We start from the raw sequence: 26,284 nt of genomic DNA on the forward strand, positions 1-26,284 counted from the left end.
CCGGCCGCCGGCCGAACCGCACGGCACAAGCAGAAGGAGGAAGAGTGCGACGATCGCGACTGCCCATCACGCTACTCGCGCTGACCGCCCTGGTGGGGAGCAGCCTGGTGGCGACGGCGCCCGCCGGGGCGGAGCCGACCGCCCGGACGGGCGCCGACCAGGCCCACGACCATCCACACTCGGCGAATTCCGTACGTATCCAGATGACCGGCGCCGACATGCTGGAGAAGGTGGTCGCCGCCGGGTTCGACATCGACCACGGCCTCCGGCGCGTGCCGGACGGCATCGAGGGCGAAGCGGTGGTCACCACCGAGCAGGTCGCCGCGCTCAAGGCGATGGGCGTCCAGGTCCTCGACGACGACGAGGGCTTCGAGTGGAGCGAGGAGGCCGACGGTGGCCTCCGGGCCCTCGGCGCGCGGGCCGTTCCGTCGTTCAGCCACGAGAAGACGGTCCGGGTCGTCCGCGCCGACTGGTTCACCACCAAGGGCCAGGGCTTCCTCTACGTCGAGGCGCGCACCACCGAGGGACAGCAGGCGAGCCCGATCGTCGCGATGCAGCTCGAGAACGACTCGGGCCAGGGCACCCCGTTCGGCTTCGCCCGGACGATGAGCCGGTTCGTCGACTCCGGGCAGTACATGTTCCACCGGAACCTGTTCAAGCTCGACGCCCGCCCGAGCCAGATCCGGGTCACCAGCTCGACCGGTGGGGTGACCACCGGCACCGTGTCCAACTGGCTCGAGGACGCCCCGCCGCCGTTGACGGCGCGGCCGGGTTACCAGGCGGACTTCGTCGACGGCTACCGGCACCCGCAGCAACTCTTCAGCCGCGCCAAGGAGATCGCTCAGCAGTACCCGGACATCGCCGAGATCGTCTACCTGCCGCACCGGACGAACGGCTACCAGCGCAAGGCGCAGGCCACCATCGGCGGCACCGGGCAGGAGGCGGTCGTCGTCAGCTCGGCGGCCTGGGGCCACGAGGGCGGTAACGACGTCACCGTCGAGTTCGTGGACCGGCCGGGAGGCAACCTCCCACTCACCGTCGAGGTGACGGGCAAGGCGGTTCGCGTCCTGCTCGCCAAGGACGCCTCCGGCGCGCTCGCGAGCACCGCCGCGCAGGTGGCCGCCGCACTGGAGAGCCAGTCCCAGGGCCTCATCGACCGGGCGCACCCGTACCGCACCAACACGGGTACGGGCATCGTCGTGCCGACGGCGGGTCCGGTCGCGCTCTCCGACTTCCTCGACGAGAAGCGGGTCGGCGCGCCGGAGGGCGAGGTGCCGCGCGGCCCGGCCTCCATCCCGGTCCTGCGGATCGGCAAGCACCGTGACGGCCGGAACCCCGGTGTCCTGATCCAGGCGCAGGACCACGCCCGCGAGTGGGTGCCGGCGACGACCACGTTGGAGACGGCCGAGCGTCTGGTGCGCAACTACAAGACCGACCAGGAGACGAAGAAGATCGTCCAGGACACGGACATCTTCCTCATCCTGTCCAACAACCCCGACGGGGCGAACTACAGCTTCTACAACTACGCCTCCCAGCGGAAGAACCTGACCAACCACTGCGAGGACGCCAACGCCGATCCGGCCCGGCGCAACTCCTGGGGCGTCGACCTGAACCGGAACTACCGGGTCGGGTCGGGTCACGACGGCTACGCGGGCGGGTCGACCACCTGCACCAGCGGCACCTACCAGGGGCCGGAGAAGCTGTCCGAGCCGGAGTCGAAGAACGTCGTCTGGCTGGTGGAGAAGTACTCGAACATCAAGTTCATGATGTCGGTGCACTCCAACGGCGGCCAGTTGTTCTGGCAGCCCGGCGCGTACATCGCGGACGGACGGATCACCACGCCGCGCCCGCCCCTCGGCGACGAGGCGTTCTACTGGCAGTCGGCCGGCCGGATCCTGTCGCAGGTCAAGGCGCACCGGGAGACCGTCGTCACGCCGGAGAACGTGGGCGGCTCGTCGGACGTCCTCTACTCCTCGGCCGGCAACGTGCGCGAGGACATGTACCACACCTACGGGATCTACTCCTTCGGCTGGGAGGTCGGCGGCTCGGTCTACAACCCGGCCACCGGCAACTGGCAGGGCGGCTCGTTCCAGCCGCCGTGGGTGGGTGACCCGACGCTCGTCAGCGGCCACGCCGAGACGATGGAGTACGCCAACGGGATCATGGAGATGTTCCGGATCGCGGCGGAGTGGGGCAAGGACAAGAAGAAGCCGACGTCCGAACTCGTCCCCGGCGGCGGGACGTACCGCGGCCCCGTCGACGTGCGCTTCGAGACGAGCGAGCCGGCCACCATCTACTACACGACGGACGGCAGCCGGCCCACCCTCGAGTCGCCGCGCTACGAGGCGACCGAGTTCCGGGAGCCGGGACAGGTGTTCCACGTGACCGAGACGACCACGTTCCGGTGGTTCTCGGTGGACACCGCCGGCAACATCGAGCGGAACTACGACCCGACGAAGAGCGACCGGCGCGACAACTACCGCAGCGCGACGGTCACCATCGGCGGGTAGCGAGGAGACCGTCCTCGGCGACACCGACCGGCTGGGGCCAGGCCCCAGCCGGTCGGTCCGGTCGGCCGTCGTCACCCGGTGACGGACGCTCCCGTTCGTTCCCCGCCGGTCCGGCGACGAGCTCCTCGTGGACCTGCTCCTATGCCGAACGGCCGTCGTCACCGCACGGCGACACCGCCGGCTCGACGGTCGACTCCGGGGTTCCCGGGTGAGCCTCAGCCTTGCTCGGGTGGTCGCGGCTCCGGGCCGAGGATTCGGTCGGGCAGGTCGAGGTGGTCGCGGAACGCGCGGCGGCCCTCGGCGGTGACGGCGACCGCCCGACCGGTGCCGATCCGGACGACCCAGCCGGCGTCCAGGGCGTGTCGGCAGAGCGCCGCACCGATCGTGCCGGCGAGGTGGGGTCGCCGCTCGGTCCAGTCCAGGCAGGAGCGGACCGGTGCCCGGCGGGTCGGCGGTGTCGACTCCGGCGCGATGCCGAGCCGGGTCAGCCATGCCGTGCCCCGGTCGGTCAGGCTCAGCCCGCGTTCCCAGCTCAGGAAGCCGCGTTCGGTCATCGCGTCGGTGACCGCCACGCCGAGGGCTCCGGCGAGGTGGTCGTAGCAGGTACGGGCATGTGCCAGTGCCCGGCGTCGGCTGGCCGCCGACAGCGACCGGACGGGCGCGGGCTCGACCGGTGCGGCGCCGGTCAACGTCTCGACCAGCTCGGCGACGCCGGGATCTGCCAGCCGCAGGTAACGGTGGCGGCCCTGCCGTTCCTCGGCCAGCAGGCCACCGGCGACGAGCTGGTGCAGGTGGGCCGTCGCGGTCGACGGTGCCACCCCGGCGTGCCGGGCCAGCTCGGTCGCCGTCCACGCCCGCCCGTCCAGCAGCGCCAGGCAGAACGCCGCTCGGGTGTGATCGGCGAGCAGGCCGGCCAGGCTGGCCAGCCCCGCCGTGGCCTCGTGCACCCGGGGGCCGCCGGGCTCGTTGCGACGACCGGAGTCGGACCGGCGGCCGGAGTCGGACCGGCGGCCGGAGTCGGACCGGCCGGGCTGGCCGAAGACGGTGTTCTGGCTGCTCATCATGGCGATCCTGCCCGCGAAAAGCTTCGGTCGGCAACGAAACGTCGGGTGGTTACGGTCCCACCATGACCAACGCCACCTGCGGGAACGCGATCCCCGACCCCGTCTCCGACCGGCCGGACGGGCAGCTGACCATCCAGCCCCGGATCCTGTACTTCGGCACTCCGGTGGTGCTGTTGAGCACCGAGAACGAGGACGGTTCCGCCAACCTCGCCCCCATCTCCTCGGCGTGGGCGCTCGGGTGGGTGGTCGTCCTCGGGCTCGGGGTGGAGGGGCAGACGGTGCGGAACCTCCGGGACCGACCCGATGTGGTGATCAACCTACCGGCGTCGCACCAGTGGGCCGCCGTCGAGCGCCTGGCCCCGTTGACCGGACGCGACCCGGTGCCCGAGTCCAAGCGGGCCGCGTTCCGGTACGAGCCGGCGAAGTTCGCGACGGCGGGACTCCGGCCGGAGCCGTCCCAGGTGGTCCGGCCACCACGGGTGGCCGACTGCCCGATCCAGTTGGAGGCACGGGCCACCCGCATTCACCCGGCCGCGACCGGCGGCTTCGTGATCGTCGAGGCCGAGGTCTGCCGGGTGCACGCGGACCGGCGGATCGTGGTGCCCGGCACCCAGCACATCGATCCGGCTGCCTGGAGTCCCTTGATCTACAACTTCCGACATTACTTCGGGTTGGGGGCGGAACTGGGACAGAGCTTCCGGTCCGAGACCGGTGGCCGGGGCGCTGACCGGGAGTAATGCGCCCAATCGGTCAGTCGGATACCCGCCAGTTAATAGAAGTGTATCTACATCCGAATGTCTGCCGTCTAACATCTCCTCACCTGATCGATCTCTGTCGATCAAGCCTCACGGTGATGGAAGGACATGCCCAGATGGCTCTCAAGCCCTCCGCCAGGCAACGCTGGCGTCTCGGCGTCGTGACCACAGCGGTGTCCGCCGCGGTGGCCTTCGCCGCCCCGGCAACCGCGGCACCCGCCGAAGGTGCCATCCTCCAGGCCGGCGGCGACACCGCCGTCGCCGACTCGTACGTCGTGGTGCTCAAGGAGACATCCGTCGCCCGCACCGGGGTCGACGCCTCCGCCCGGAGTCTCGCCCGGGAGTACGGCGGCGCGGTCGCCCGCACCTACCAGCACGCGCTCCGCGGCTTCGAGGTCCGGCTCTCCGCGACGGCGGCCCGCCGGCTCGCCGCCCACCCCTCGGTGCAGTACGTCCAGCAGAACCACCGGGTCAGCATCGCGGCCACCCAGTCGCCCACCCCCTCCTGGGGCCTGGACCGTGTCGACCAGCGCAACCTGCCGCTGAACAACTCGTACACCTACCCGAACAACGGCTCGGGCGTGCGGGCGTACGTCATCGACACCGGCATCCGGTTCAGCCACGGCGACTTCGGCACCCGCGCGGTGAGCGGCTTCGACGCCATCGACGGCGGCTCGGCCGACGACTGCAACGGGCACGGCACGCACGTCGCCGGGACCGTCGGCGGCACGGCGTACGGGGTGGCCAAGGGCGTCACGCTGGTCGGCGTCCGGGTGCTGGACTGCGGTGGCAGCGGCACCTACGCCCAGGTCATCGCGGGCATCGACTGGGTGACCGGCGACCACGACCCGGGTGAGCGCGCGGTGGCCAACATGAGCCTCGGCGGTGGCTTCGACCAGGCCACCAACGACGCGGTCACCGCCTCGATCGCCGACGGCGTCAGCTACGCCCTCGCGGCGGGCAACGAGTACAGCGCCAACGCCTGCAACGTCTCGCCGGCCAGCACCCCGAACGCCATCACCGTCGGAGCGACCGAGTCCACCGACGCCCGGGCCGGCTACTCCAACATCGGCACCTGCCTGGACATCTTCGCCCCGGGCAGCGCGATCACCTCGGCCTGGCACACCGGCGACACCGCCACCAACACCATCAGCGGCACGTCGATGGCGAGCCCGCACGTGGCCGGCGCGGCCGCCCTGGTGCTCGCGGCGAACCCGTCGTACACGCCCCAGCAGGTGCGCGACAAGCTGGTCAACGACGCCACCGCCAACGTGGTGACCAACCCCGGCGCCGGCTCGCCGAACAAGCTGCTCTACACCGGCAACGTCGTCCCGCCGACCCAGGACTTCAGCGTCGCGGTGACCCCGGCCGCCGGCTCGGTCAACCCGGGTGGCTCGCTGACCGCCACGGTGTCCACCACGACCACCGTCGGCAGCCCGCAGACGGTCAGCCTCACCGCCAGCGGCCTCCCGGCCGGCGCGACCGCCACCTTCAGCCCGGCGTCGATCAGCACCGGCGCCTCGGCCGCCCTGACCATCGCCACCACCGGCAGCGCCGCGCCGGGCACCTACCAGGTGACCATCACCGCCACCGGGCCGGTGACCACCCAGAGCACGTCGTACGCGCTGACCGTCAACGGCCCGCCGGGCTGCGCGCAGACCAACAACACCGACGCCACGATCGCCGACAACAGCACCGTGGAGAGCACGGTCACCATCTCGGGCTGCGCCGGCACCGCCTCGGCGTCCAGCACGGTGCAGGTGGCGATCGTGCACACCTACATCGGTGACCTCGTGGTGAGCCTGGTCGCTCCGGACGGCAGCGCGTACGTGCTGCACAACCGTACGGGCGGCTCGGCCGACAACATCAACCAGACCTACTCCGTCAACCTGTCGTCGGAGACGTCCAACGGCACCTGGCGGCTGCGGGTGCAGGACGCGGCGAGCGGTGACGTGGGCCACCTCGACACCTGGACGCTCAACCTGGGCGCCCCGGTCGTCCCGAGCTGCGGCGGCACCAACGGCACCGACGTGACCATCGCCGACAACACCACGGTCACCAGCACCATCGCGGTCGCCGGCTGCTCCGGCAACGCGTCGTCCACCAGCAGCGTGCAGGTGGCGATCGTGCACACCTACATCGGTGACCTCGTGGTGAGCCTGGTCGCTCCGGACGGCAGCGTGTACGTGCTGCACAACCGTACGGGCGGCTCGGCCGACAACATCAACCAGACCTATTCCGTCAACCTGTCGTCGGAGGCCCGCAACGGCACCTGGACCCTACGGGTGCAGGATGCCGCCTCCGGTGACGTCGGCTACCTCAACAGCTGGACGCTGGGCCTGTAACCCTCCTCGGCGCCGGTGACCCGTCCCCGGTCGGCCAGACCCCTCCGCCCGACGCGGAGGGCCGGCTGGCCGGGGACTCGCCGCTGGGTCACCTTTCCGAGCCGACCTCGAAGGACCCCACCCGCTCGACGAGCCAGGTCACGTCGGCGCCGCTGGCGACCTCGACCGGCTCGGCCCCCCGGCGGAATATCCGCCCGCCCGTGGCCACGCCGTCGAGCCGCATCACGCCGTCGGCCACCCGCAGCCAGGTGCCCTCGCGCATGGCGAGCACCGGGACGTCGTTCTCCTCCAGGAACTGGACGAGTCGCTCCTCGCGGGTCTCGCCCTGGTGCGTCGAGGTCGGGTCCGGGTCCAGGTAGTGCGGATTGATCTGGAAGGGCACGAGGCCGAAGGTCTCGAAGGACGGCGGCGCGACGATGGGCATGTCGTTCGTCGTCCGCAGGCTCGGCGTCGCGACGTTGGTGCCGGCGCTCGACCCGAGGTACGGCATCCCCTCGGCCACCCGGGCGCGCACGACGCCGATCAGGTCGAGTTCGTGGATCGCCTTGACGAGACGGAAGGTGTTGCCGCCGCCGACGAAGACCGCCTCGGCGTCGGCGACCAGGTCGCGCGGCGTGCCCTCGTGCGCGCCTCGGACGGTGATGCCGAGTGGCTCCATGGCCCGGCGGACCGTGTCGGTGTAAGCGTCGTGGTCGGCCAGCGCGAAGGGGACGAACACGAGGGAGCGCCGGCCGTCGAGTGCCTGGAGGATCACGTCGTGCGCGTGCTCCAGGTAGGCCCGCCCCGGGGCTGCCGAGTTGGACAGGAGCAGGAGGTTCGGATGGCCCTGGGTCATGGTGTCTCCTCGGTGCGGCCGGTTCGGCTCGTCGGTGCGGCGGTCAGTGGGCTCGGGTCACCCTGGTCTGCCGGGCTACGGCGGCCGAGTTCGCCCGGTTGTCGAGCAGGGCGGAGAGCTGCTCCGCCGCGGCCTGGAGCGCGGGCAGGTGGTCCCGGACGTCGTCCGGGCGCGCCGGGTACTTGCTCTCGCCCAGGCTGAGCGAGCCGACCGGCCGCCCCCGGAGGATGATCGGGACGGCGAGCGCCCGGGTGGCGTAGTCGTACTCGCCCTCCGAGTAGGCGTAGCCCTGCGCGACGGTCTCGACGAAGAGCCGTTCGAGTTCCTGCTCGTCGACCTTCGTCAGCCCGGTGAAGGTGGCGAAGACCCGGCCGGAGATCAGGGCGCGGCGCTCGTTGCTGTCGAGGAAGGCGAAGTAGCCGCGGGAGGTGGCTCCCGCGTTGGCCGGGTACAGCTCGCCGACGAGCGGATGACTCCGCAGCGGTCCGCCGCCGTCGACGGCGGCGACGCAGCGGACATGGAGCCCGTCCGGGACGGCGAAGATCGCGGTGCGGTCGGTCTGGAAGGCGAGTGGCTCGAGCACCCGCTGCGCCAGGGCGGCCAGCCCTCCCGCGCGTTCCCAGACGGCGGCCATCCGCCACATGGTCGGGCCGAGACTGTAGCGCCGGGTGACCGGGTCGGCGCTGAGGAAGCCGCGTGCGGCGAGCGCGGCGAGGATCCGCTGCGCGGTCGACTTGTCGATGGCGAATGCCTCGGCGAGCTCCATGACGCCCCAGTCGCGACGTCGTTCGGTGAACGACAGGAGGACCTCCAGGGCGCGGTCCACGGTCTGGAGCGGCGAGCGGGGGCGGGCGACGCCGTTGTCTGGCATGGGTCCTCCGGGCTGGGCGGGACGTGTCAGAACCTACCGCACCCTGATCCAGTTCGGGATGCCCTCTCAGATAGAGAGAAAGTATTGCACGGGGGTGCCGTGCGGGCGAACCCTTGGTGGCGCAAAGCCCAGGTCAGGCCCAACAACGCGCAGATTGGAGGTGGCCGTGAACCACGTGGTGCGACGGGTGCTCGCGATGATCCCGGCACTGTTCGGTGTCGTGCTCTGCATCTTCCTGCTCACCCGCGTCCTGCCCGGTGACCCGGCCCGGACGCTCGCGGGGGAGCAGGCCGACCCGGCGACCGTCGAGAAGATCCGCGTCGAGATGGGCCTCGACCAGCCGCTGGCCGCGCAGTTCGTCTCCTACGTGCGCGACCTCTTCGCGGGGGACCTCGGGTTCGCGTGGCACACCGGGCAGCCCGTCCTCACCGACTTCGCCTCCCGGCTGCCGGCGACGGTGGAACTCGCCGTCGTGGCGATCCTCATCTCGCTGCTCGTCGGGGTGCCGATCGGGGTCGTCAGCGCGACGCGGCGCGACCGACCCATCGACCACGCCAGCCGCATCTTCTCGCTGGTCGGGGCGTCGATGCCGCTTTTCTGGCTCGCCCTCCTCGTGATCTTCGTCTTCTACAACAAGCTCGGCTGGGAGCCGGCCCCGCTGGGCCGCATCGCCCAGGACGTGAACCCCCCGACCTCGATCACCGGGCTCTACGTGTTCGACTCGCTCCTGACCGGTGACGTCGTCGCGCTGAAGTCGTCGCTGGCCCACATCATCTGGCCGGCCATGTGCCTCGCCACCGGGAGCACGGCGATCATCGCCCGGATGACCCGGTCCGAGATGCTCGAGGTGATCAACCAGGACTACGTACGCACCGCCCGGTCCAAGGGCCTGCCGCCGGCCAAGGTCATCCTCAAGCACGCGCTGAAGAACGGCGCTCCGGTCATCGTGACCGTCGTCGGCCTCCAGTTCGGCCAGCTCCTCGGCGGCGCGGTCATCACCGAGACGGTCTTCAGCTGGCCGGGCATCGGCCAGTACGTCGTCCAGTCCGTGCTCGCCACCGACTACGCGCCGGTCCAGGCCTTCACCCTGATCGCCGCGGTCGTCTACCTGACGGTCAACCTCTGCGTCGACCTGATCAACGCCCGCCTGGACCCGAGGATCGAGAATGCCTGACACCACCGTGACCGCGACCGCGGGGGGCCACCGGGTCGCGTCGGCCGACCGGGCAGGATCGCGACCCACGACCGCCTGGCGCCTCCTGGCCCGCAACCGTCTGGCGATGGTCGGCCTCGTCTTCATCGCGATCTGGACCATCGGGGCTCTCGTGTCGGGCCTGCTGCCGTACTCGCCCACCGAGACCGGAGCGGGCGGGCTCCTCGAACCGCCCTCCAGCGCGCACCCCTTCGGCACGGACAACTTCGGCCGCGACATCCTCGCCCGGGTACTCGCCGGCGGGCGGATCTCGCTCTGGACCGGACTCATCGCCGTCGGGATCTCGCTCCTGATCGGTGTCCCGATCGGTGCCATCTCCGGCTTCGTCGGCGGCGCGGTGAGCGCGGTGCTCATGCGGGTGATGGACGTGCTCCTCGCCTTCCCGTCGCTCGTGCTGGCCATGGCGATCGCCGCAGCCCTCGGGCCCGGCCTGGCCAGCGCGATGGTCGCCGTGGGCGTCGTCGGCATCCCCGAGTTCGCCCGCATCGTCTACAGCCAGACCCGTTCGCTGCGGGAGCGTGACTTCGTCGAGGCGGGACGTGCCATCGGGCTACGGGATCGGACGATCCTCATCCGCCACATCGTCCCGAACACCGTCGCCCCGATCCTCGTCCGGTCGACCCTCGGCATGGGCTACGCGATCCTCACGGCCGCCTCGCTCAGCTTCATCGGCCTCGGCGCGCAGCCGCCGACGGCGGAGTGGGGCGTGATGATCTCGGACGGCCGTGGCTACATCATCAGCGGCGAGTGGTGGATGACCTTCTTTCCCGGCATCGCCATCGCCACCTCGATTCTCGGCTTCAACCTGATCGGCGACGGCCTTCGCGACGTCCTCGACCCGCGCCTGCGGACGAGCCGATGACCCGGTGCGGACCTGCCACGGACGCCAGCCCATCCGCCCATCCATCCCCCCACCCTGACCCGAAGGAGAACAGCGTGAAGCGCAGCGCCACCCTGGCCGCCGCGGTCGCCGCCACCTTCCTCGCCGCCGCCTGTGGAGCCAACGCCAACCAGGGCGGCTCCTCGCAGGCCGACGGGGCCGGCAAGGACACCCTCGTCGTCGCCTATTCCGAGGGCGGCAAGACCCTCAACCCCGCCGAGGCGAACGACGTCACCTCCGACACGTTCGTCGTCGCGGCCTACGACCAGCTGGTCACGTACGACCGCACGACGGTCGACGGCAAGCCGACCGCCAAGACGGACACGATCGTGCCGATGCTGGCGGAGAAGTGGGAGGTGAGCCCCGACTCGAAGAGCTACACGTTCACGATGCGGCAGGGCGTGACGTTCGAGGACGGCTCGCCCCTGGACTCCGACGACGTCGTGAAGACGTTCGACTTCATCAAGAAGTCGAGCTCGGCGAGCTTCCTCTACGGCATGGCCGGCATCGGCACCGTGACCGCGGTCGACCCGCAGACCGTGAAGATCGACCTCACCGCGCCGAACCACCTCTTCCTGCAGATCCTGCCGATGTACTCGTTCTCGATCATCAACATCGACAAGGTCAACGCCGAGGGTGGCGCCAAGTGGCTCGACACGAACACCGCCGGTTCCGGCCCGTACCGGCTGAAGAAGTGGGACCCGGCGACCGAGGCCGTGCTCGAGCGTAAGGACACGTACTGGGGCGAGAAGCCCGCCCTGCGTACCGTCAACACGAAGTTCATCGGCGAGGCGAGCAACCGCGTCCAGCTGCTCAGCAAGGGCGAGGTCGACGTCGCGCTCGAGGTGCCGGCGAAGGATGTCGACGCCCTGTCGAAGCAGTCCGGCGTCACCATCGACTCCCGGGCCAGCAACAAGATCCTCTTCTTCGGGATGAACAACGCGATCAAGCCGTTCGACGACCCGAAGGTCCGGCAGGCCATCTCGTACGCGATTCCGTACGACAAGCTCCTCAACGACGTCATGAAGGGCCAGGCGTCGCCGATGCGCTCGTCGGTGGCCAGCTCGACCCCGGGCTTCAGCGACGCCGGCAACGGCTACTCGTACGACCTCGACAAGGCCAAGGCGCTGCTCGCGGAGGCCGGTCACCCCAACGGCTTCAGCTTCGACTTCACCCTCGGCAGCGGCTTCCAGGACTGGTCGGACTCGGCCGTGCTCATCCAGGCCGAGCTGGCGAAGATCGGCGTGACGATGAACATCAAGAACATGGCGCGTCCGCAGTTCCTCGAGGCGCTCGCGACGAAGAAGGTGCAGAGCTACATCACCCGCTGGACGTCCTTCGTCAACGACCCGGGCTACCACCTTGGCCTGCTGCTGACCAGCGACGGCACGAGCAACTACGCCAACTTCCACAACACCGAGGTCGACAACCTCTGGAAGCGGGCCGCGACCGAGCCGGACCAGAAGGTCCGCAACGACCTGTACGGCAAGGCGCAGGAGATCATCAACACCCAGGCGCCGTGGGCGTACCTCTACGAGTACAACATCGTCGTCGCGCAGCGCGAGGGCGTGCAGGGGTACACCTCGTACCCCGACGGGATCATCCGCTTCTTCCAGATGAGCAACAAGGGCTGACGCCGAGGCAGGCGTGCCGCCGGGCCGTCGTCCCGACGCGCCCGGCGGCCGCCGCCACCAGGCCACCGCGAACCCACCCCTCCCGCAACGACACCTGGAGCCCGACGTGACCACCACACCTCCCGACTGGGAGACCCGGGTCCTCGACGAGATCGAGCGAACCCGGGACGAACTGCTGACGCTCGCCGGGGACCTCATCCGGATCCCGAGCGAGAACCCTCCGGGGGACTGCACGGACGTCGGTCTCTTCATCGCCGACCACCTGCGCGCGCAGGGCCTCGACCCCGAGGTCCACGACGCGGGCGACGGTCGCCTCAGCGTCGTCGTCCACCGTGCCGCGAGCAACGCCGCGGTGGACGACGACTCCAACTCGGCGCGTCACCTGGTGCTCGCCGGTCACACCGACGTCGTCCCCGTCGGTGACCTGAGCCGTTGGACGTTTCCCCCCTTCGCGGGGGACATCGTCGACGGTTACCTCCGCGGTCGCGGGGCCAGCGACATGAAGGCCGGTCTCGCCGGGGTCATCCACACGCTCGTCGTCCTGCACCGCCTCGGTGTCCCGCTCGCCGGGAAGCTGTCGCTCGCGGCCGTCCCCGACGAGGAGCAGGGCGGTTCGCGCGGCGCGGACTGGCTCCTCGACCAGGGCGTCCTCGACGGCGCGACCGGCGCGATCATCGCCGAGCCGGCCGAACGCACGCACCCGACGATCGGCCAGAAGGGCAGCAACTGGTTCCGGATGACGATCGACGGCCGGCCGGGGCACGGCAGCCTCCAGCCGCTGCACGGCGTCAACGCGAACCTCCTCGCGGCCAAGGCCGTCATCGCCCTGCAACAGCTCTGGGACATGAAGCCGTCGCCGCCCGCGGACGTGGTCGACCTCATCGAACGGTCGAAGACGTTCGCCGAGGAGCGCGAGGGCTACGGTCCCGGCATCGGCGCCGTCTTCGAGCACGTCACCGTCAACATCGGCACGATCCACGGCGGCACGTCCTCCAACGTCGTCGCGGACCGGTGCGTCGTCGACGTCGACACCCGGGTGCCGATCGGTTTGTCGCGCGCCGAGGTCCTCGCCCGGGTCGACGAGCTGCTCGCCGAGGCGGGCGTCGAGGCGACGATCGAGCCGACCGGCTTCCGCAGCGAGCCCAACTGGACGCTGCCGAGCGACCCGGTGGTCACCGAACTCGTCGCGGCCCTGCGCGAACTTACCGGTGACCCCACCGCGGAGGGGGTGCTCCAGTGGGCGTCCTCCGACGCCCGCACCTTCCGCAGCCACGGCATCCCGGTGCTCCAGTACGGGCCGGCCGAGCTGGCCACCATCCACGGCTTCGACGAGCGGGCACCCGTCGCCGACGTCGTCCTCGCCGCGAAGACCTACGCCCTGACCACCCTCCGGTACCTCGGCGTCGCCGAGACCGCTGCCGAAAGCGAATGATCGTGCTGTCCCACGTCCTCACCGTCCTCGACCTCCTCGACCGTCCCGACGCCTCCGGCAAACTCGTCGCCGAGCACCTGCGCGCCCTCGGCGACGACGCCTGCTCGATCACCGTCGAGACGGTGGCCGGCGACCAGGGTTCGACCGACTTCATCCAGGTCACCATCCCCGGCAGCCGTGGCAAGACCGCCGGCGGCGACGCTCCGACGCTCGGGGTCGTCGGCCGCCTCGGCGGTCTCGGCGCCCGGCCGGAGCTCATCGGCTACGTCTCCGACGGTGACGGGGCGACCGCCGCCATCGCCACGGCCGCCAAGCTGCTCGCCATGCACGCCCGGGGCGACATCCTGCCCGGCGACGTCGTCATCTCGACGCACATCTGCCCCGACGCGCCGACCCGGCCCCACGACCCGGTGCCCTTCATGGACTCGCCCGTCGACATCACCGCGATGAACGAGCACGAGGTCACCTCGGAGATGGACGCCGTCCTGTCCATCGACACCACGAAGGGCAACCGCATCGTCAACCACCGGGGCATCGCCATCTCCCCGACGGTCCGCGCCGGCTACATCCTTCCCACCAGCGCCGACCTGGTCAGCGTCCTGGAGACCGTGTCCGGTGAGCCGGCCGTCGTCTTCGCGCTGTCGACGCAGGACATCACGCCGTACGGCAACGGCCTCCACCACCTCAACTCGATCCTCCAGCCGGCCGTCGCGACGGCCGCGCCGGTCGTCGGGGTCGCCATCACGACGGTGACGCCCGTCGCCGGCTGCGCGACCGGCGCGAGTCACGAGGTCGACATCGCCCTCGCCGCCCGCTTCTCCGTCGAGGTCGCCAAGGGCTTCACCTCGGGCACGGTGTCCTTCTACGACGGGGCCCAGGCGGCGCTCCTGGAAAGCCTCTACGGCCCGGCCACCCACCTGCAGACGACCGGAACGGTCCCCGGTCGCGCCTGATCCGGCGCGACCGGGCCCGGCGGCCCACGGAACAAGGAGCACGGACATGGCTGAGACCCTGCTGTCGATCGAGAACCTCTCGATCCGCATCGACACGTCCCGTGGCCCGATCCATCCGGTCCGGAACCTCGACCTGACCATCGCGCGCGGTGAGATGGTCGGGCTGGTCGGCGAGTCGGGGTCGGGCAAGAGCGTCACCGCCATGTCGATCACCGGACTGCTGCCGGCGCGGCAGGCGCAGATCACCGGCGGGCACATCCGTTTCGACGGGCGCGACCTCGCCGCGCTGTCGGACCGGCAGATGCGCGGCATCCGGGGCAAGGACATCGCGACGATCTTCCAGGAGCCGATGACCGCGCTCAACCCCGTCTTCACGGTCCGCGACCAGCTCACCGAGCCGTTGCGCCAGCACATGCGGCTCGGTCGACGGCAGGCGGCGGACCGGGCGGGGCACCTGCTCGACATGGTGGGGATCCGCAACACCGCGCGTGTCCTCGCCGGGTACCCGCACGAGTTGTCCGGCGGGATGCGCCAGCGGGTCATGATCGCCATGGCCATGGCGTGCGAGCCGAAGCTGCTCATCGCCGACGAGCCGACGACCGCGCTCGACGTGACGACCCAGTTGCAGATCCTCGACCTCATCATGGACCTGCAGGAGCAGCACGGGACGGCGGTCCTGCTCATCACGCACGACCTCGGGGTCGTCGCCCAGACCTGCCAGCGGGTCGCCGTCATGTACGGCGGTGAGCTGCAGGAGACGGCGACGACCGAGCAGCTCTTCGCCACGCCCCAGGCCGACTACACGAAACGGCTGCTCAGCTTCATCCCCTCGGCCAACGCGCAGGTCGTCGAGGCGGTCGAGGCGCTCGCCGACGACGGGACGGCGCGCGACGGCGCGGAGCCGGTTCGCGTCGAGCCTCGTGCCGAGGCACCCGACGACGACGCGCCGGTGCTGCTCGAGGTCACCGACCTGACGAAGGTCTTCAGCGGGCGACGTCGTCGGCTGGGTCGTCCGGCCGACACCGTCCGGGCGGTCGACGGCGTCTCCTTCCGGGTACGCCGTGGCCGCACGCTCGCCATCGTGGGCGAGTCCGGGTCGGGCAAGTCGACGACGGGTCGGGCCCTGCTGCGCCTGCACGAGCCGACGTCGGGGACGGTGATCTTCAACGGGGCCGACCTCCTCGCGGCGAGCGACGACGAGCTGCGCCGGCTCCGTTCCGAGATGCAGATCGTCTTCCAGGACACGTACGCCTCGCTCGACCCCCGGTGGACGATCCACCGGGCCCTCGCCGAGCCGCTGCGGCTGCACACCGACCTCGACGACGGGGCGATCCGCGCCCGCATCGTCGAGGTCCTCGAAACGGTCGGCCTGCAAGAGGACGCCGTCGACCGTTTCCCGCACGAGTTCTCGGGTGGTCAGCGCCAGCGGATCGGCATCGCGCGGGCCCTCATCCTCAATCCGAGCCTGGTCGTCTGCGACGAGCCCGTGTCGGCCCTCGACGTGTCGGTGCAGGCCCAGGTGCTCGACCTCATGAAGCGGTTGCAGAAGGACCTCGGGCTCACCTACGTCTTCATCTCGCACGATCTCTCCGTCGTCGAGATGATGGCCGACGAGATCGTCGTCATGAGCCAGGGCCGCGTCGTCGAGCAGGGCACCGTCGAAGAGATCTTCACCAAGCCCCAGCACCCGTACACCAAGGCGTTGCTCGCCGCGATCCCGGTCGCCGACCCCACCGCACGGGTCGACCGGGCCGTACGGCGCCGCATCGTCGAGCGGGGCGTCGCCGCTGCCGACCTGCCCGAGAAGGAGGCGGCGTGATGTCCGCAGCGGCCGGGGGAGAGGTACGTCGCGGGCGGCCGAGGCTCGGTCTCGTCACGATCGGCCAGGCACCCCGCGTCGACCTCATCCCCGACGTCGAGGTTGCCCTCTCCCGCGTCGACTGGATCGAGCACGGCGCGCTGGACCTCCTCGACACGGACGGCATCGCCCGGCTCGAACCGCGCGGCGGAGAACGTACCCTGGTCTCCCGCCTGCGGGACGGCTCGCGCGCCCGGCTCGGTGCGACGAGCATCGCCCCGGCACTCGACGACGCCATCCGGCGGTGTGTGGCTGACCGCTGCGCGGCCGTCCTCGTGCTGTGCACCGGCCGCGTCGAGCACGGCCCGGCGTCGGTGCCGGTGCTCCACGCGGAGGACCTCGCCCACGACCTCGTGGCGCGGCTTGTCGGCGAGGGGCGCCTGGGTGTGCTCTGCCCCGTGCCGGAGCAGTTGGCCGACATCCGGGAACGGTGGGAGGAACGCCTGGGCCGCCCGGTCGCCGCGGCGGCCGTGGACCCGTACACGGCCGGCCCCGACGAGGTGGCGGCCGCCGGACGCGAGGTCGCCGCCGAGGGGGCCGACCTGGTCTTCCTCGACTGCATCGGCTACACCGGCCAGCAGCGGGACATCCTCGCCGCCGAGGGCGTCCGCGCCGAGACCGCCCGCCACCTTGCCGTGACCGGTGCGGTGGACCGCGTCCTCTCTCCCTGACGCGCCTGTGCGGGACCAGGAGGAGAACGGTCGGCCGAGGAAGCGGGGGCGCACCGGGCCATGACGCAGATCCAGTCTCTGCCCATCGATCCGGCTCGGTGCGCCCCCGCCCCCGATTGTCCGCTGCGGCTCCACCGGGTCGGTTCGGGCGGTGCGTGTCGCCGTTTCAGTCGTTCCCCGGGAACGCCATGGTCAGCGAGCCGGTCGTCGAGGTGACCCACCGTGAGGTGACCGCCTTGTGCCGGGTGAAGAACGCGAACCCTTCCGGACCGTAGGCGGGCGCGTCGCCGAGCAGCGAGTCCTTCCAACCGCCGAAGGCGAAGTAGGCGACGGGCACGGGAACGGGGACGTTCACTCCGACCATTCCCACCTGCACCTCGCGTTCGAAGCGTCGGGCGGCGCGGCCGTCGTTGGTGAAGATGGCCGTTCCGTTTCCGAACTGGCTGGAGTTGATGAGCCGTAGCCCTTCGTCGAGGTCCTTCACGCGGACCACCGCGAGCACGGGGCCGAAGATCTCGTCCTCGTACGCCTTCGAGGCCGTCGGAACCCGGTCCAGGAGCGTGGGGCCGAGCCAGAAGCCGTTCTCGTGGCCGTCCACCCGGCAGTGGCGACCGTCCACCAGCACTGTGGCGCCGTCGCGTTCGGCGATGTCGATGTAGCTGGCCACCCGGTCCCGGTGTTGGCGGGTGATCAGCGGGCCCAGGTCAGGATCGGTGCGGCCGTCGCCGACGCGCAGCGTCGCGGCCCGCTCCTGGATCCGCGCGTTCAGCTCGTCGGCGATCGACTCCTCGGCAAGGACGACCGAGATGGCCATGCACCGTTCTCCCGCCGACCCGAAGCCACCGGACACCGCCTGGTCGGCGGCGGCGTCGAGGTCGGCGTCGGCGAGCACGAGCATGTGGTTCTTCGCGCCACCGAAGGCCTGGACGCGCTTGCCGACCCGGGCCGCGGACTCGTAGATCGAACGCGCTACCGGCGTCGACCCGACGAAGGAAACCGCCTGCACGTCTGGGTGGTTCAGCAGGGTTTCGACAGCGACGCGGTCGCCCTGGAGAACGTTGAACACCCCGTCGGGGAGCCCGGCGGCCTTCCAGAGCTCGGCCAGCCAGATCGCAGCCGACGGCACCCGCTCACTCGGCTTGAGCACCACCGTGTTGCCCACGGCGATCGCGATGGGAGCGAACCACAGGGGCACCATCGCCGGGAAGTTGAACGGGCTGATCACAGCGACCACCCCGAGTGGCTGCCGCACGGAGTGCACGTCGACGCCGGTGGAGACGTTCTGCGCGTAACGTCCGCTGGTCAGGTGTGGGAACGCTGTCGCGAGGTCGACGACCTCAAGTCCGCGCTGCACCTCGGCCGCCGCGTCGGACACGGCCTTGCCGTGCTCACCGGTGATGATTCGCGCAAGTTCCTCCTTACGGCTGTTCAGCAGCTCGCGGAACCGGAAGACCACCGTCTGCCGTCGGGCGGCCGAGAGCTGAGACCATCCCTCGTAGGCGAGCCTGGCGGCCTCGACCGCGGCAGCGGCTTCGGTCGCGTCGGCCAGAACCACCTCTTTCGTGGCCTTCCCGAGCGCCGGGTCGAAGACCGCCGCCCGGCGCGCGGTTTCGCCGACCACCCGACGTCCGTTGATCCAATGTCCGAGCGTCGGCTTGTTCAGGTCACTCACGTTCGATCCTCCAGTTCGGTTGGCAAATTGAGTTGCCGGCCCGACGTTCGGGCCGGTCGGCCCGCCTCGGGCGAGCGTCGTGTTCATGACGTGCCGGCCAGACCCTCGACCAACCGGGCGGCGGACAGCGCTCGTTCCTCGTCCAGGGCCACGCACTGCATACCGACCGGGAGTCCTCGGTCGTCGGTCCCGAAGGGAACCGTGACCGCGGCCAGCGGGGACCAGTTGACGGGTGCACAGAAGCGGGTCAGTTGGCGGCTGGCACCGGTGAGTTCGGAGCGGGGACGCGAGTCGTCGGCGACGGCAGTACGCAACGGCGCGGTGGTCGGGACGGTCGGCAGCACGAGCGCGTCGCAGACCGAGAAGGCCGCCAGCAGACGCTCGGTCAGGCGCGTGAGGGTCTTCCACGCAGCCAGCAGGTCAGCCGCTGTGTGCTTCGCCGCCGCGTCGAGAACGGCCCGGAGGCCACGGCTGTAGAGTCCCCGTCCAGCCGGGTACCAGCCGGCTGCGCGGTGAGCCTGATAGGCATCGGCGAAGAGCGGGACCAGCCGGACGGGATACCACTCGTCGAACGCCGGGACCTGGACCGTCACCGACGACACCCGGCTGTGTCGCGCCAGGCTCTCGCCGAGTTGTTCGTAGGCGATGCCGACCGCGGACTCCACGTCGCCGAGGTCCGCCGGGGACAGGACGCCGAGGCGGTGCACGTCGACGGCGGTCGCCGGTCGCCCCGACATAGCGGACCAGAGGACTGACAGGTCCCGCACGTTCGCCGCCAGGGGGCCGCACGAGTCGGCTATCGGCGACAGCGGGATCTGGCCGGCCATGTCGACCGAGTGGGTACGCGGCTTCAGTCCGGCGACGCCGCAGAGCGCCGCGGGGATCCGGATCGACCCCCCGGTGTCGGTGCCGAGTGCTCCCAGGACCTCCCCGGCGGCGACCGCGGCCGCGGATCCTCCGCTGGAACCGCCCGCGATGCGGGTGAGGTCGTGGGGATTACGCGTCGTCGGCGTGACGGTTCCCATGGCCATCTCGTGGGTGTGCGTCTTGCCGATCAGGACCGCTCCGGCGGCACGCAGGGTAGCTACCACCGTCGCGTCGTGATCCGCTTCCGGTGCGCCGCTGAACAGACGCGACCCTGCCCGGGTCGGCATTCCCGCCACGTCGATGACGTCCTTGACGGCGAGGGGGATACCGAACAGCGGTGAGCGGGGCTGGTACCCGGCGTCCAGCATGGCGTCGAGTTCGGCCGCTCGCGCCCTGGCCCGCGCGGTGTCGATGTGGGCGAACGCGTGGACGTGCCGCTCGATCAGCGCGCAACGGTCGAGCGAGGTCTCCACGAGTTCGGTCACTGTCACGGATCCCGCGCGCAGCCTCCGTGCCGACTCGACGATGCCCTGGTGGCTCTCCCCTGAGCCGGGTTTGACGCATCCAGCCGCGGCAACAGGCGTCGACCGTCGAGGCCCTGACGCTCCTCGAGGCACTTTGACAGTAATCGGCTTCAGCCTTTCCGTGTAAGGGTTTCCGGTGCTCAGACCTTCAGGGACTTCTCGCCGGGAACCCAGTAGAGGATGCGGCGACGCACAAGTCGGACGATCACGTTCAGCGTGATGCCGACCGCGCACAGGATCAGCAGGCAGGCGAAGACGGCACCGGTGTTCATTCGGTACTGCGCCTGGAGGATGAGCACTCCGAGGCCGGCCTGTGCACCGACGAACTCCCCGACGATCGCGCCGAGGGTGGAGAAGACCACGGCCATCTCGAAGCCCGTGAAGATGCTGGGCAGGGCGCTGGGAAGCAACAGCTTGCGCCGGATCTGTCCCCGGGTGGCCCGGTGCACCTTGAACAGCGCGATGTGCTCGGCGCTGACACTTCTGATCCCCGACATCGTGCCGAGGAGCACCGGGAAGAACGCGAGCAGCGCGACCACGACGACCTTCGAGGTGATCCCGAACCCGAACCAGATGACGAACAGGGGCGCGATGGCGACCTTGGGGATCGACTGGATGGCGACGATGTACGGGTAGATCATGCGGTGCAGGATGTCGACCTCGACCAGTACGACCCCGAGCACCAGGCCGAGCACGGTTCCGATCGCCAGCCCGCTGAACGCCTCGATGAGCGTGACCTGGGTGTGGTAGAGGAAGCTCCTCGTCGCGCCGGGATCGGTCAACGCCTGGAGAACCTCACTGAGCGGCGGAAAGACGAACGATGGGATGTCGAGTGCCCGGGGCACGTACTCCCAGGCCGCGAGGAGCACCACCAGAAAGGCGAGCGGTGGAAGGTGCCGCCGGGACGCGAGCCCACGCTTCTTGGCGGATCCGTGGGCGCGGGAGGGTGTCACCACGCGGGCCGTAGTGGTGCTAGCCATTCTTTCGCTCCCCGTTGAAGTGCTGCCTGATCTTGTCTGCGACCTCGCCGAACGTCGGATCGGTGAGGATCTCCGTGCCGCGCTTGCGGCCGAACGGCACCTCGATGACGTCCACGATGCGTCCGGGGCGCGGGCTCATGACCACCACCCGCTGGGACAGGTACACCGCCTCCGAGATGCTGTGGGTGATCAGCAGGGCTGTCTTTCCGCTCTGCTCCCACACCGAATTGAGCTGGACGTTCAGCTGATCCCTGGTGAGGGCGTCCAGAGCCCCGAACGGCTCGTCCAGCAACAGCAGGGACGGGTCGTGCACCAGGGCACGGCAGATCGCGGCGCGCTGCTGCATTCCCCCGGATAGTTCGTTGGGATAGGAGTCCCCGAACTCGCCGAGCCCCACGAGCGCGAGCAACGCGTGGGCCCGCTCCCGGTGCGCCGGCGTCGGCTTCTCGTTGAGCTCGACGGGAAGCAGCACGTTCTCGATGATCCTGCGCCAGGGGAGCATCACCGATCCCTGGAACGCGATGCCGATGTCGTTGCGCGGGCCCGTGATGGGCGTTCCGCCCAGTAGAGCGTCGCCAGTGGTGCGCTCTTCCAGGCCGGCCAGAATCTTCAGCAGCGTGGTCTTGCCGCATCCGCTCGGTCCGACGACCGACACGAACTCGCCCTCGGCGATGTCCAGGTCGATCCCGTCGAGCGCCACCGTGGCGCCCTTTCTCGTCTCGTACCGTTTGCCCAGATCTCGAATCGAGATGAGCGGCCGGGTGGGCACGTTTTCTCCGTTCGCCGGCAGGCGCTGTGCCGTCGTGCTCATGCTGCTACCCCCAGTTCGGAATAGATCTCGAGTGCGTTGTCCTTGAGCACACGTTCGGCTAGCCAGATGGCCTGCTCGCCCGCCCACAGGTTGTTCGATCGGCCGCGCTCGAGCGCCCTGGCGACGGCCCACCGTCCGTTGCGGACAGCGGCCACGTGCATCTCGGGCAGCCCGGTGTCGGTACCGAAGATGACCTTGTTCGCGGGCAGGAACTCGAGCCACTCGTTGAGTCGGCTCACGAGGTGCGTGCGGTGCAGGTACGGCATCCAGGAGAAGTCCAGGTAGACGTTGCCGTAGGTGTGCGCCATGATCGCGGTCTCGCCGCAGTAGGGATAGCCGCCGTGGATCAGCACGAACGGGATACCGAAGAGCTCGCGTTGATCGAACACGGACTGGAGCAGCCGGGGGCGGGCCCCCGCGTAGGCCATGCCGGGTTCGCCGTGTCCCGACCCGACATGGATCTGTACGGGGAGCCGCCACGTCGCGATCTGGCGCAACACGTGGAAGGCGATGTAGTCCTCGTAGAGTGCCCGGTCCTCGAAGGAACCGGCGACGGCGCGGTTCCAGGCGGACTCAGCCTCCCGGTATCCGCGCGGCACGAACGCGAGGCTCCGCGTGTACGCAGAGGCGATCTTGAAGCCGACGGCGCCGTTGGCGACGACGTGCTTGATCGACGAGGTCAGGAACTCCAGGTAGGCAGCGAAAGACGTGGGAGCGTGGTCCAGCCCGAGCTCGTCCAGTCGCGCCTGCAGATCGGCCCGGAACCGTGCGGTGAAGGACTCGACCTCCTCGCCGCGTCGTCCGGTTCGTCCGAGGGGAAAGGGGTAGAGGTACCCGTCGATCCGCATCACCCACCGGTAGCGCGGTGAGTCGGCGAGTTCCTCGGGCAGAGCTCGTACGTCGGTCAGAACGACGGGACAGTTGACCAGGTCGAGCGTCTGGTCGAAGAGCGCGCGGACGTCGCTCCGTGCGCGGGGCGAGCGGTAGTCGAAGCCGACCTGGGCGTCCAGGAACCGGTGTCCATCGGCGAGGCTCGCCGCGAAGACCGTGGTCTCCCGGTACCGCAGGGCGCGCTGGAGCATGCCGCTGATCCCGTACGTCTCTTCGAGGTCCGCCAACTCGGCCGCGTCCCGGCGGCGCTCGGCGTCGAGCCAGCGTGTGTACGCATCGGGACCGATCCGGCCCTCGACGTAACCGCGGGCGTACGCCTTCTCGTGACTGTCGGCGTCACGAAGGCGGCCCTGGGAATCCTGATAGGTGTCCATGCCGATATGGCAGTGGTGATCGACGACGGGGATTGCCTGAAGGTCATCGAGGATGGTCATGGCCTGGTCCCTTCGTGGGTCCGGATCACGGCTTCCACGTCTGCGCCTCTTTCACCACGGTCTGCGCGTCGAAGTCGTTGTACTCCGACACGAGATCGTTCGCGTAGAGCGGCGTGGGATCGAGTTTCTTCTTCACGATGCCGGCCGTTAGCGCGAAGTCCAGCCAGGCCTGAACCGCCCCGTCGGGGTATTGCCCCCAGTTCGAATTGGCCGCCGGATCACCGGCGGTCAGCCGCTCGAGTCGTGCGCGGAATGCCGTCAGATCGGTGTCGAGTTGATCCTTGAGTGACTTGCCTGCTACCCGTGTCTCGGGATATTCCGAATACATCACCTGAAGGGCGGCGGCCGGATTCTCCGATGCGAAGACCGTAGCCTTGGCCATGGCCCTGCCGAAGCTCGCCACGGTCTTGGACTCGCTCTTGAGGAAGTCCGGCGTGACGAAGAAGGTCGTGGAGAACAGCGGGTCGATCTTGTCGTGGCTGAAGAACCGCAGTTTCATGCCGGATTTCTCCATCGCCGCGTACTCGGTGTCCCACAGCGAGAGGGCGTCGACCTTCCCCGAGCTCAGGGCCTGCAGTGCCGGCGCCCCGGTTCCCGTGGCCACGAAGTCGACGTCGCCGACGTCGACCCCGCCGAGCTGGAGGATTCCCTCGGCGAGTAGCACGTTGCCACTGCCCAGGCTGTCGGCGCCGATCGTGGTGCCGGCGAAGTCACCGAGGTCCCGGATCGGTGAGTCGGCGGGAACGGCGATGCTCCCGGTGGGAGCCCGGAGATAGTTGTAGACCATCACCAGCTCCTCGCCAGACTTACCGCGCTCGGCCAACTGGTAGATTGGTTCCGACGTGGAACTGCCGATGTCGATTTGTCCGGTCAGGGTGCTCTGTACGCTCTCCGCACTACCGCCGGTCGTGACGAACGTGACGTCGAGGCCCTCGTCGGCGAAGTAGCCCAGGCCCTGCGCGACAGCGATCGGGCTGTTGTTCGGCCCCATGATCGTGGGCACACCGACCGAGATCTGTTTGAGTCCCTTGGCCCCGTCGGCCCCGCGGGAGCCATTGGGGGGAGCGATGCAGCCGGCAAGCGACACGGTCAACAGTGAACTGAGGAAAGCAGCGGCTAAGGCTCGTTTCCGGCGCGTGATTGGCATCCTGGCCACCTTTGCTCGGCTCGGACTTCTGGCATGTTTCACGATGTGAACACTGTGTCTACATCGTGGCAAGAGCGACCCTAAGGCCGTGTCGGAGAGGTGTCAACAACTTGATCAAGGTCTTGACCAGGGGTGGTGCGTCAGTGCTACCTGCCCTCCTGGCTGTGGGGCCCCGGTCAACCGCGCGAGACGCGGGTCGCCCATCAGAAGCGCGTACCGATCCGGGCCGGGCCGGGCGGGTGGTTGGCACCGCCGCCACCCCCACCTCCGGGGTGTCCCTATGGGTTTCGTCAAGCAGCGATCGGCGCGGTTGGGGCGTGATCGCCAGGCCGGGCAGGTGGGCCACCTCATGACCACAGACCCGGGCGACCGCGATCGGCAGGGCGCCGATCGAGGCGGGCTGGTCGACCACCACCGGAACCCGGCCATGGTGACCGAGTCGAACAACTGCCGCAGCCTGGCCTCGGTGTTGGGCAGCGGCCCGTCGTGCAGCCGCTTGCCGTCCGGAGCCAGCCCGACCGTGTGATGGCCTTCCTTGCCGACGTCCAACCCGAGGAACACGCCGTAGTCGCCGTGCACCCCATGCCTCGTCACCCGTGACACCCGCCTCGGCCGCTGGTCCAGGCGTCGACTGCGGCAGCCACGTTACGAAGAGACCTACCCGCAGGGTGGCCGTGTCCCTATCAGCGGTCCGCCGACGCCACCCGGCCCGGCGACAACACCCCCGGATCATCCGTACGACAGGGGCGGTAAGTCATACCGGGCCGGGCGGCCGAGGGGTCCCCGGCTGGGGGGCGACCAAGAAGGTAGGGGTGTTACGATGTGGGCACGCTGTCTACATAGCGCCAAAAGCGCTCGGGGTTCCGGAGACGCATGCCAATGACTTCCATCAAGGTGCTCGACAAGGCGGTGGCGGTCCTGGACCATCTCGCCGACACGGGGCAGGCCACGCCGGCGGAGATCTCTGCGGCGATCGACGAACCACGCGGCACGGTCTACCGCCTGATCCGCAACCTCGTGCAATACGGTTATCTCGAGCCGACCGCGGACGGAAGCGCGTTCCATCTCGGCGGACGCCTCTTCGAGCTCGGCACAATCGTCGCGGCTCGCTTCGCGGACCTTCAGTCCAGTGCCAGACCCGCGATGGAACGCCTGAGCCGCGAGACCGGACAGACGGTTTTTCTCACCGTGCGACGGGGACTGCGAGCCGTGTGCCTTGAGCGACTCGACGGACAACAGATCCAGGTGATGATCCTGCCTCGAGGGGGGTCCGTTCCGCTCCACGGCGGCTCAGGCGCGCGCGTCCTCCTCGCCTACGCGGATCCGCACATCCAGCAGGAATTCCTCAGCCAGCCATCGCTCGACGTGTTCACGCCGTCGACCCCCGCCGCCGACGCTCTACGAGACGAACTCGTGAAGATCCGGGGCAACGGGTACTGCGTCTCGGTCGATGACGTCGTGCCGGGGATCGCCGCCGTCGGAGCGCCCATCTTCGATCAGAAACATGAGTTCAAAGCCGCGATCTCGGTCGCTGGTCCCGTCCCGTCGGTCGTCGACGACATGGCCGAGCGCACGCGGACACTCGTGATCCAGGCGGCTACCGACGTGTCCGGGGCCCTCGGTTGTCGTTCGTACGCGGCGGCAGTTCGGGAGGCTGCTGCATTGCCCGCCTGACGACCTCCTGCATGGTTGCGAATCCTTGCGGTGACAACCCGGCCGGCGACGTCGCTGATCCGACGCGCCCTGACCCACCTGGGCCGCAACGGTGAGCGGCGTACTTCGCCGAGACCGCCTACATCGCCCTGCTCGATGTCGCCGACGAACGGGGGACGTAGGCGGTCTGTTTGGCGCCGGCGCCGAGGGCGTGCCACATGCCCTTGACCCGTATCCGCCGGTGATGGCGGTGTGGAACGGGGCTTTCGACTCCGCGCCGAACG

20 protein-coding genes and 1 pseudogene are annotated in these 26,284 nt (G+C 69.7%); 11 read left to right on the forward strand and 10 right to left on the reverse strand.

Going from position 1 to position 26,284, the window contains the following annotated elements:
* The first annotated feature begins 44 nt into the window (after positions 1-44).
* A complete protein-coding gene (locus GA0070618_RS23555) occupies positions 45-2,510 on the forward strand; it encodes a M14 family metallopeptidase (RefSeq protein ID WP_088983570.1) in 2,466 nt (821 codons plus the stop codon).
* 215 nt (positions 2,511-2,725) lie between these two features.
* Here the strand turns inward: GA0070618_RS23555 and GA0070618_RS23560 are convergent, their stop codons facing one another.
* On the reverse strand, positions 2,726-3,571 hold the full coding sequence (locus tag GA0070618_RS23560) for an ArsR/SmtB family transcription factor (protein WP_088985775.1): 846 nt from the start codon (positions 3,569-3,571) through the stop codon (positions 2,726-2,728).
* Between the two features lie 65 nt (positions 3,572-3,636).
* Here GA0070618_RS23560 and GA0070618_RS23565 point away from each other — a divergent pair, with 65 nt between their 5' ends.
* Together GA0070618_RS23565 and GA0070618_RS35235 are read left to right on the forward strand one after the other, a co-directional pair.
* Entirely contained in the window at positions 3,637-4,311 is a 675-nt protein-coding gene (locus GA0070618_RS23565; protein ID WP_088983571.1) for a flavin reductase family protein, read from the forward strand.
* Between the two features lie 134 nt (positions 4,312-4,445).
* Positions 4,446-6,674, forward strand: a complete 2,229-nt coding sequence (locus tag GA0070618_RS35235) for a S8 family peptidase (protein WP_269148436.1) — start codon at positions 4,446-4,448, stop codon at positions 6,672-6,674.
* A gap of 88 nt (positions 6,675-6,762) precedes the next feature.
* Here GA0070618_RS35235 and pepE read toward each other — a convergent pair whose 3' ends face one another.
* On the reverse strand, positions 6,763-7,509 hold the full coding sequence (gene pepE, locus GA0070618_RS23575) for a dipeptidase PepE (protein WP_088983573.1): 747 nt from the start codon (positions 7,507-7,509) through the stop codon (positions 6,763-6,765).
* A gap of 43 nt (positions 7,510-7,552) precedes the next feature.
* Positions 7,553-8,380 (reverse strand): IclR family transcriptional regulator, encoded by an 828-nt coding sequence (locus GA0070618_RS23580; RefSeq protein WP_088983574.1) that lies wholly within the window; start codon positions 8,378-8,380, stop codon positions 7,553-7,555.
* 166 nt (positions 8,381-8,546) lie between these two features.
* Between GA0070618_RS23580 and GA0070618_RS23585 the strand changes: the two genes are divergently transcribed.
* The 7 genes from GA0070618_RS23585 to GA0070618_RS23615 all read left to right on the forward strand — a co-directional run bounded on the left by GA0070618_RS23585 (position 8,547) and on the right by GA0070618_RS23615 (position 17,021).
* Positions 8,547-9,554, forward strand: a complete 1,008-nt coding sequence (locus GA0070618_RS23585; protein WP_197701609.1) for an ABC transporter permease — start codon at positions 8,547-8,549, stop codon at positions 9,552-9,554.
* Positions 9,547-10,455 (forward strand): ABC transporter permease, encoded by a 909-nt coding sequence (locus GA0070618_RS23590; protein WP_088983575.1) that lies wholly within the window; start codon positions 9,547-9,549, stop codon positions 10,453-10,455. Before GA0070618_RS23585 ends, GA0070618_RS23590 begins: the two co-directional genes overlap by 8 nt.
* Before the next feature lie 74 nt (positions 10,456-10,529).
* Positions 10,530-12,107: an ABC transporter substrate-binding protein gene (locus tag GA0070618_RS23595; RefSeq protein ID WP_197701610.1), complete on the forward strand. Its 1,578-nt coding sequence runs from the start codon at positions 10,530-10,532 to the stop codon at positions 12,105-12,107.
* A 106-nt stretch (positions 12,108-12,213) separates the two neighbouring features.
* The gene (locus tag GA0070618_RS23600) at positions 12,214-13,539 is read left to right on the forward strand and encodes a M20 family metallopeptidase (protein WP_088983577.1); all 1,326 of its coding nucleotides are present in this window, start codon (positions 12,214-12,216) and stop codon (positions 13,537-13,539) included.
* Positions 13,536-14,492 (forward strand): DUF1177 domain-containing protein, encoded by a 957-nt coding sequence (locus GA0070618_RS23605; protein ID WP_231931424.1) that lies wholly within the window; start codon positions 13,536-13,538, stop codon positions 14,490-14,492. The genes GA0070618_RS23600 and GA0070618_RS23605 overlap by 4 nt, the downstream gene beginning before the upstream one ends.
* 46 nt (positions 14,493-14,538) lie before the next feature.
* Positions 14,539-16,311 carry an ABC transporter ATP-binding protein gene (locus GA0070618_RS23610; RefSeq protein WP_088983578.1) on the forward strand — a complete coding sequence of 591 codons (1,773 nt, stop codon included), beginning with the start codon at positions 14,539-14,541 and terminating at the stop codon, positions 16,309-16,311.
* Positions 16,311-17,021, forward strand: coding sequence for an AroM family protein (locus tag GA0070618_RS23615; RefSeq protein WP_088983579.1), 711 nt, complete (start codon positions 16,311-16,313; stop codon positions 17,019-17,021). Before GA0070618_RS23610 ends, GA0070618_RS23615 begins: the two co-directional genes overlap by 1 nt.
* 166 nt (positions 17,022-17,187) lie before the next feature.
* Here GA0070618_RS23615 and GA0070618_RS23620 read toward each other — a convergent pair whose 3' ends face one another.
* The 7 genes and pseudogenes from GA0070618_RS23620 to GA0070618_RS23650 all read right to left on the reverse strand — a co-directional run.
* Complete coding sequence (locus tag GA0070618_RS23620; protein ID WP_170107887.1) at positions 17,188-18,693, reverse strand: CoA-acylating methylmalonate-semialdehyde dehydrogenase; 1,506 nt, start codon at positions 18,691-18,693, stop codon at positions 17,188-17,190.
* Between the two features lie 83 nt (positions 18,694-18,776).
* Complete coding sequence (locus tag GA0070618_RS23625) at positions 18,777-20,045, reverse strand: amidase (RefSeq protein ID WP_157748996.1); 1,269 nt, start codon at positions 20,043-20,045, stop codon at positions 18,777-18,779.
* 179 nt (positions 20,046-20,224) lie between these two features.
* Positions 20,225-21,064 (reverse strand): ABC transporter permease, encoded by an 840-nt coding sequence (locus GA0070618_RS23630; protein ID WP_088983582.1) that lies wholly within the window; start codon positions 21,062-21,064, stop codon positions 20,225-20,227.
* Positions 21,057-21,875, reverse strand: coding sequence for an ABC transporter ATP-binding protein (locus GA0070618_RS23635; protein WP_088983583.1), 819 nt, complete (start codon positions 21,873-21,875; stop codon positions 21,057-21,059). Before GA0070618_RS23635 ends, GA0070618_RS23630 begins: the two co-directional genes overlap by 8 nt.
* Entirely contained in the window at positions 21,872-23,200 is a 1,329-nt protein-coding gene (locus GA0070618_RS23640; RefSeq protein WP_088983584.1) for an amidohydrolase family protein, read from the reverse strand. The genes GA0070618_RS23635 and GA0070618_RS23640 overlap by 4 nt, the downstream gene beginning before the upstream one ends.
* Before the next feature lie 25 nt (positions 23,201-23,225).
* Positions 23,226-24,347 (reverse strand): ABC transporter substrate-binding protein, encoded by a 1,122-nt coding sequence (locus GA0070618_RS23645; protein WP_143740386.1) that lies wholly within the window; start codon positions 24,345-24,347, stop codon positions 23,226-23,228.
* 319 nt (positions 24,348-24,666) lie between these two features.
* Positions 24,667-24,926 (reverse strand): annotated as a pseudogene (locus tag GA0070618_RS23650) (IS110 family transposase); the annotation flags it as partial.
* Positions 24,927-25,226: 300 nt separating this feature from the next.
* Between GA0070618_RS23650 and GA0070618_RS23655 the strand changes: the two are divergent.
* Positions 25,227-26,021: an IclR family transcriptional regulator gene (locus GA0070618_RS23655; RefSeq protein WP_170107888.1), complete on the forward strand. Its 795-nt coding sequence runs from the start codon at positions 25,227-25,229 to the stop codon at positions 26,019-26,021.
* Positions 26,022-26,284 lie beyond the last annotated feature (263 nt).

The sequence above is a fragment of the Micromonospora echinospora genome, assembly GCF_900091495.1.
Classification (GTDB): Bacteria; Actinomycetota; Actinomycetes; order Mycobacteriales; family Micromonosporaceae; genus Micromonospora; species Micromonospora echinospora.

Coding starts and splice junctions, on each gene's coding strand:
- GA0070618_RS23560 (WP_088985775.1), bottom strand. CDS start 3,571: ATGAGCAGCCAGAACACCGTCTTCGGCCAGCCCGGCCGGTCCGACTCC.
- GA0070618_RS23565 (WP_088983571.1), top strand. CDS start 3,637: ATGACCAACGCCACCTGCGGGAACGCGATCCCCGACCCCGTCTCCGAC.
- GA0070618_RS35235 (WP_269148436.1), top strand. CDS start 4,446: ATGGCTCTCAAGCCCTCCGCCAGGCAACGCTGGCGTCTCGGCGTCGTG.
- pepE (WP_088983573.1), bottom strand. CDS start 7,509: ATGACCCAGGGCCATCCGAACCTCCTGCTCCTGTCCAACTCGGCAGCC.
- GA0070618_RS23580 (WP_088983574.1), bottom strand. CDS start 8,380: ATGCCAGACAACGGCGTCGCCCGCCCCCGCTCGCCGCTCCAGACCGTG.
- GA0070618_RS23590 (WP_088983575.1), top strand. CDS start 9,547: ATGCCTGACACCACCGTGACCGCGACCGCGGGGGGCCACCGGGTCGCG.
- GA0070618_RS23605 (WP_231931424.1), top strand. CDS start 13,536: ATGATCGTGCTGTCCCACGTCCTCACCGTCCTCGACCTCCTCGACCGT.
- GA0070618_RS23610 (WP_088983578.1), top strand. CDS start 14,539: ATGGCTGAGACCCTGCTGTCGATCGAGAACCTCTCGATCCGCATCGAC.
- GA0070618_RS23615 (WP_088983579.1), top strand. CDS start 16,311: ATGTCCGCAGCGGCCGGGGGAGAGGTACGTCGCGGGCGGCCGAGGCTC.
- GA0070618_RS23630 (WP_088983582.1), bottom strand. CDS start 21,064: ATGGCTAGCACCACTACGGCCCGCGTGGTGACACCCTCCCGCGCCCAC.
- GA0070618_RS23635 (WP_088983583.1), bottom strand. CDS start 21,875: ATGAGCACGACGGCACAGCGCCTGCCGGCGAACGGAGAAAACGTGCCC.
- GA0070618_RS23640 (WP_088983584.1), bottom strand. CDS start 23,200: ATGACCATCCTCGATGACCTTCAGGCAATCCCCGTCGTCGATCACCAC.
- GA0070618_RS23645 (WP_143740386.1), bottom strand. CDS start 24,347: ATGCCAATCACGCGCCGGAAACGAGCCTTAGCCGCTGCTTTCCTCAGT.
- GA0070618_RS23655 (WP_170107888.1), top strand. CDS start 25,227: ATGACTTCCATCAAGGTGCTCGACAAGGCGGTGGCGGTCCTGGACCAT.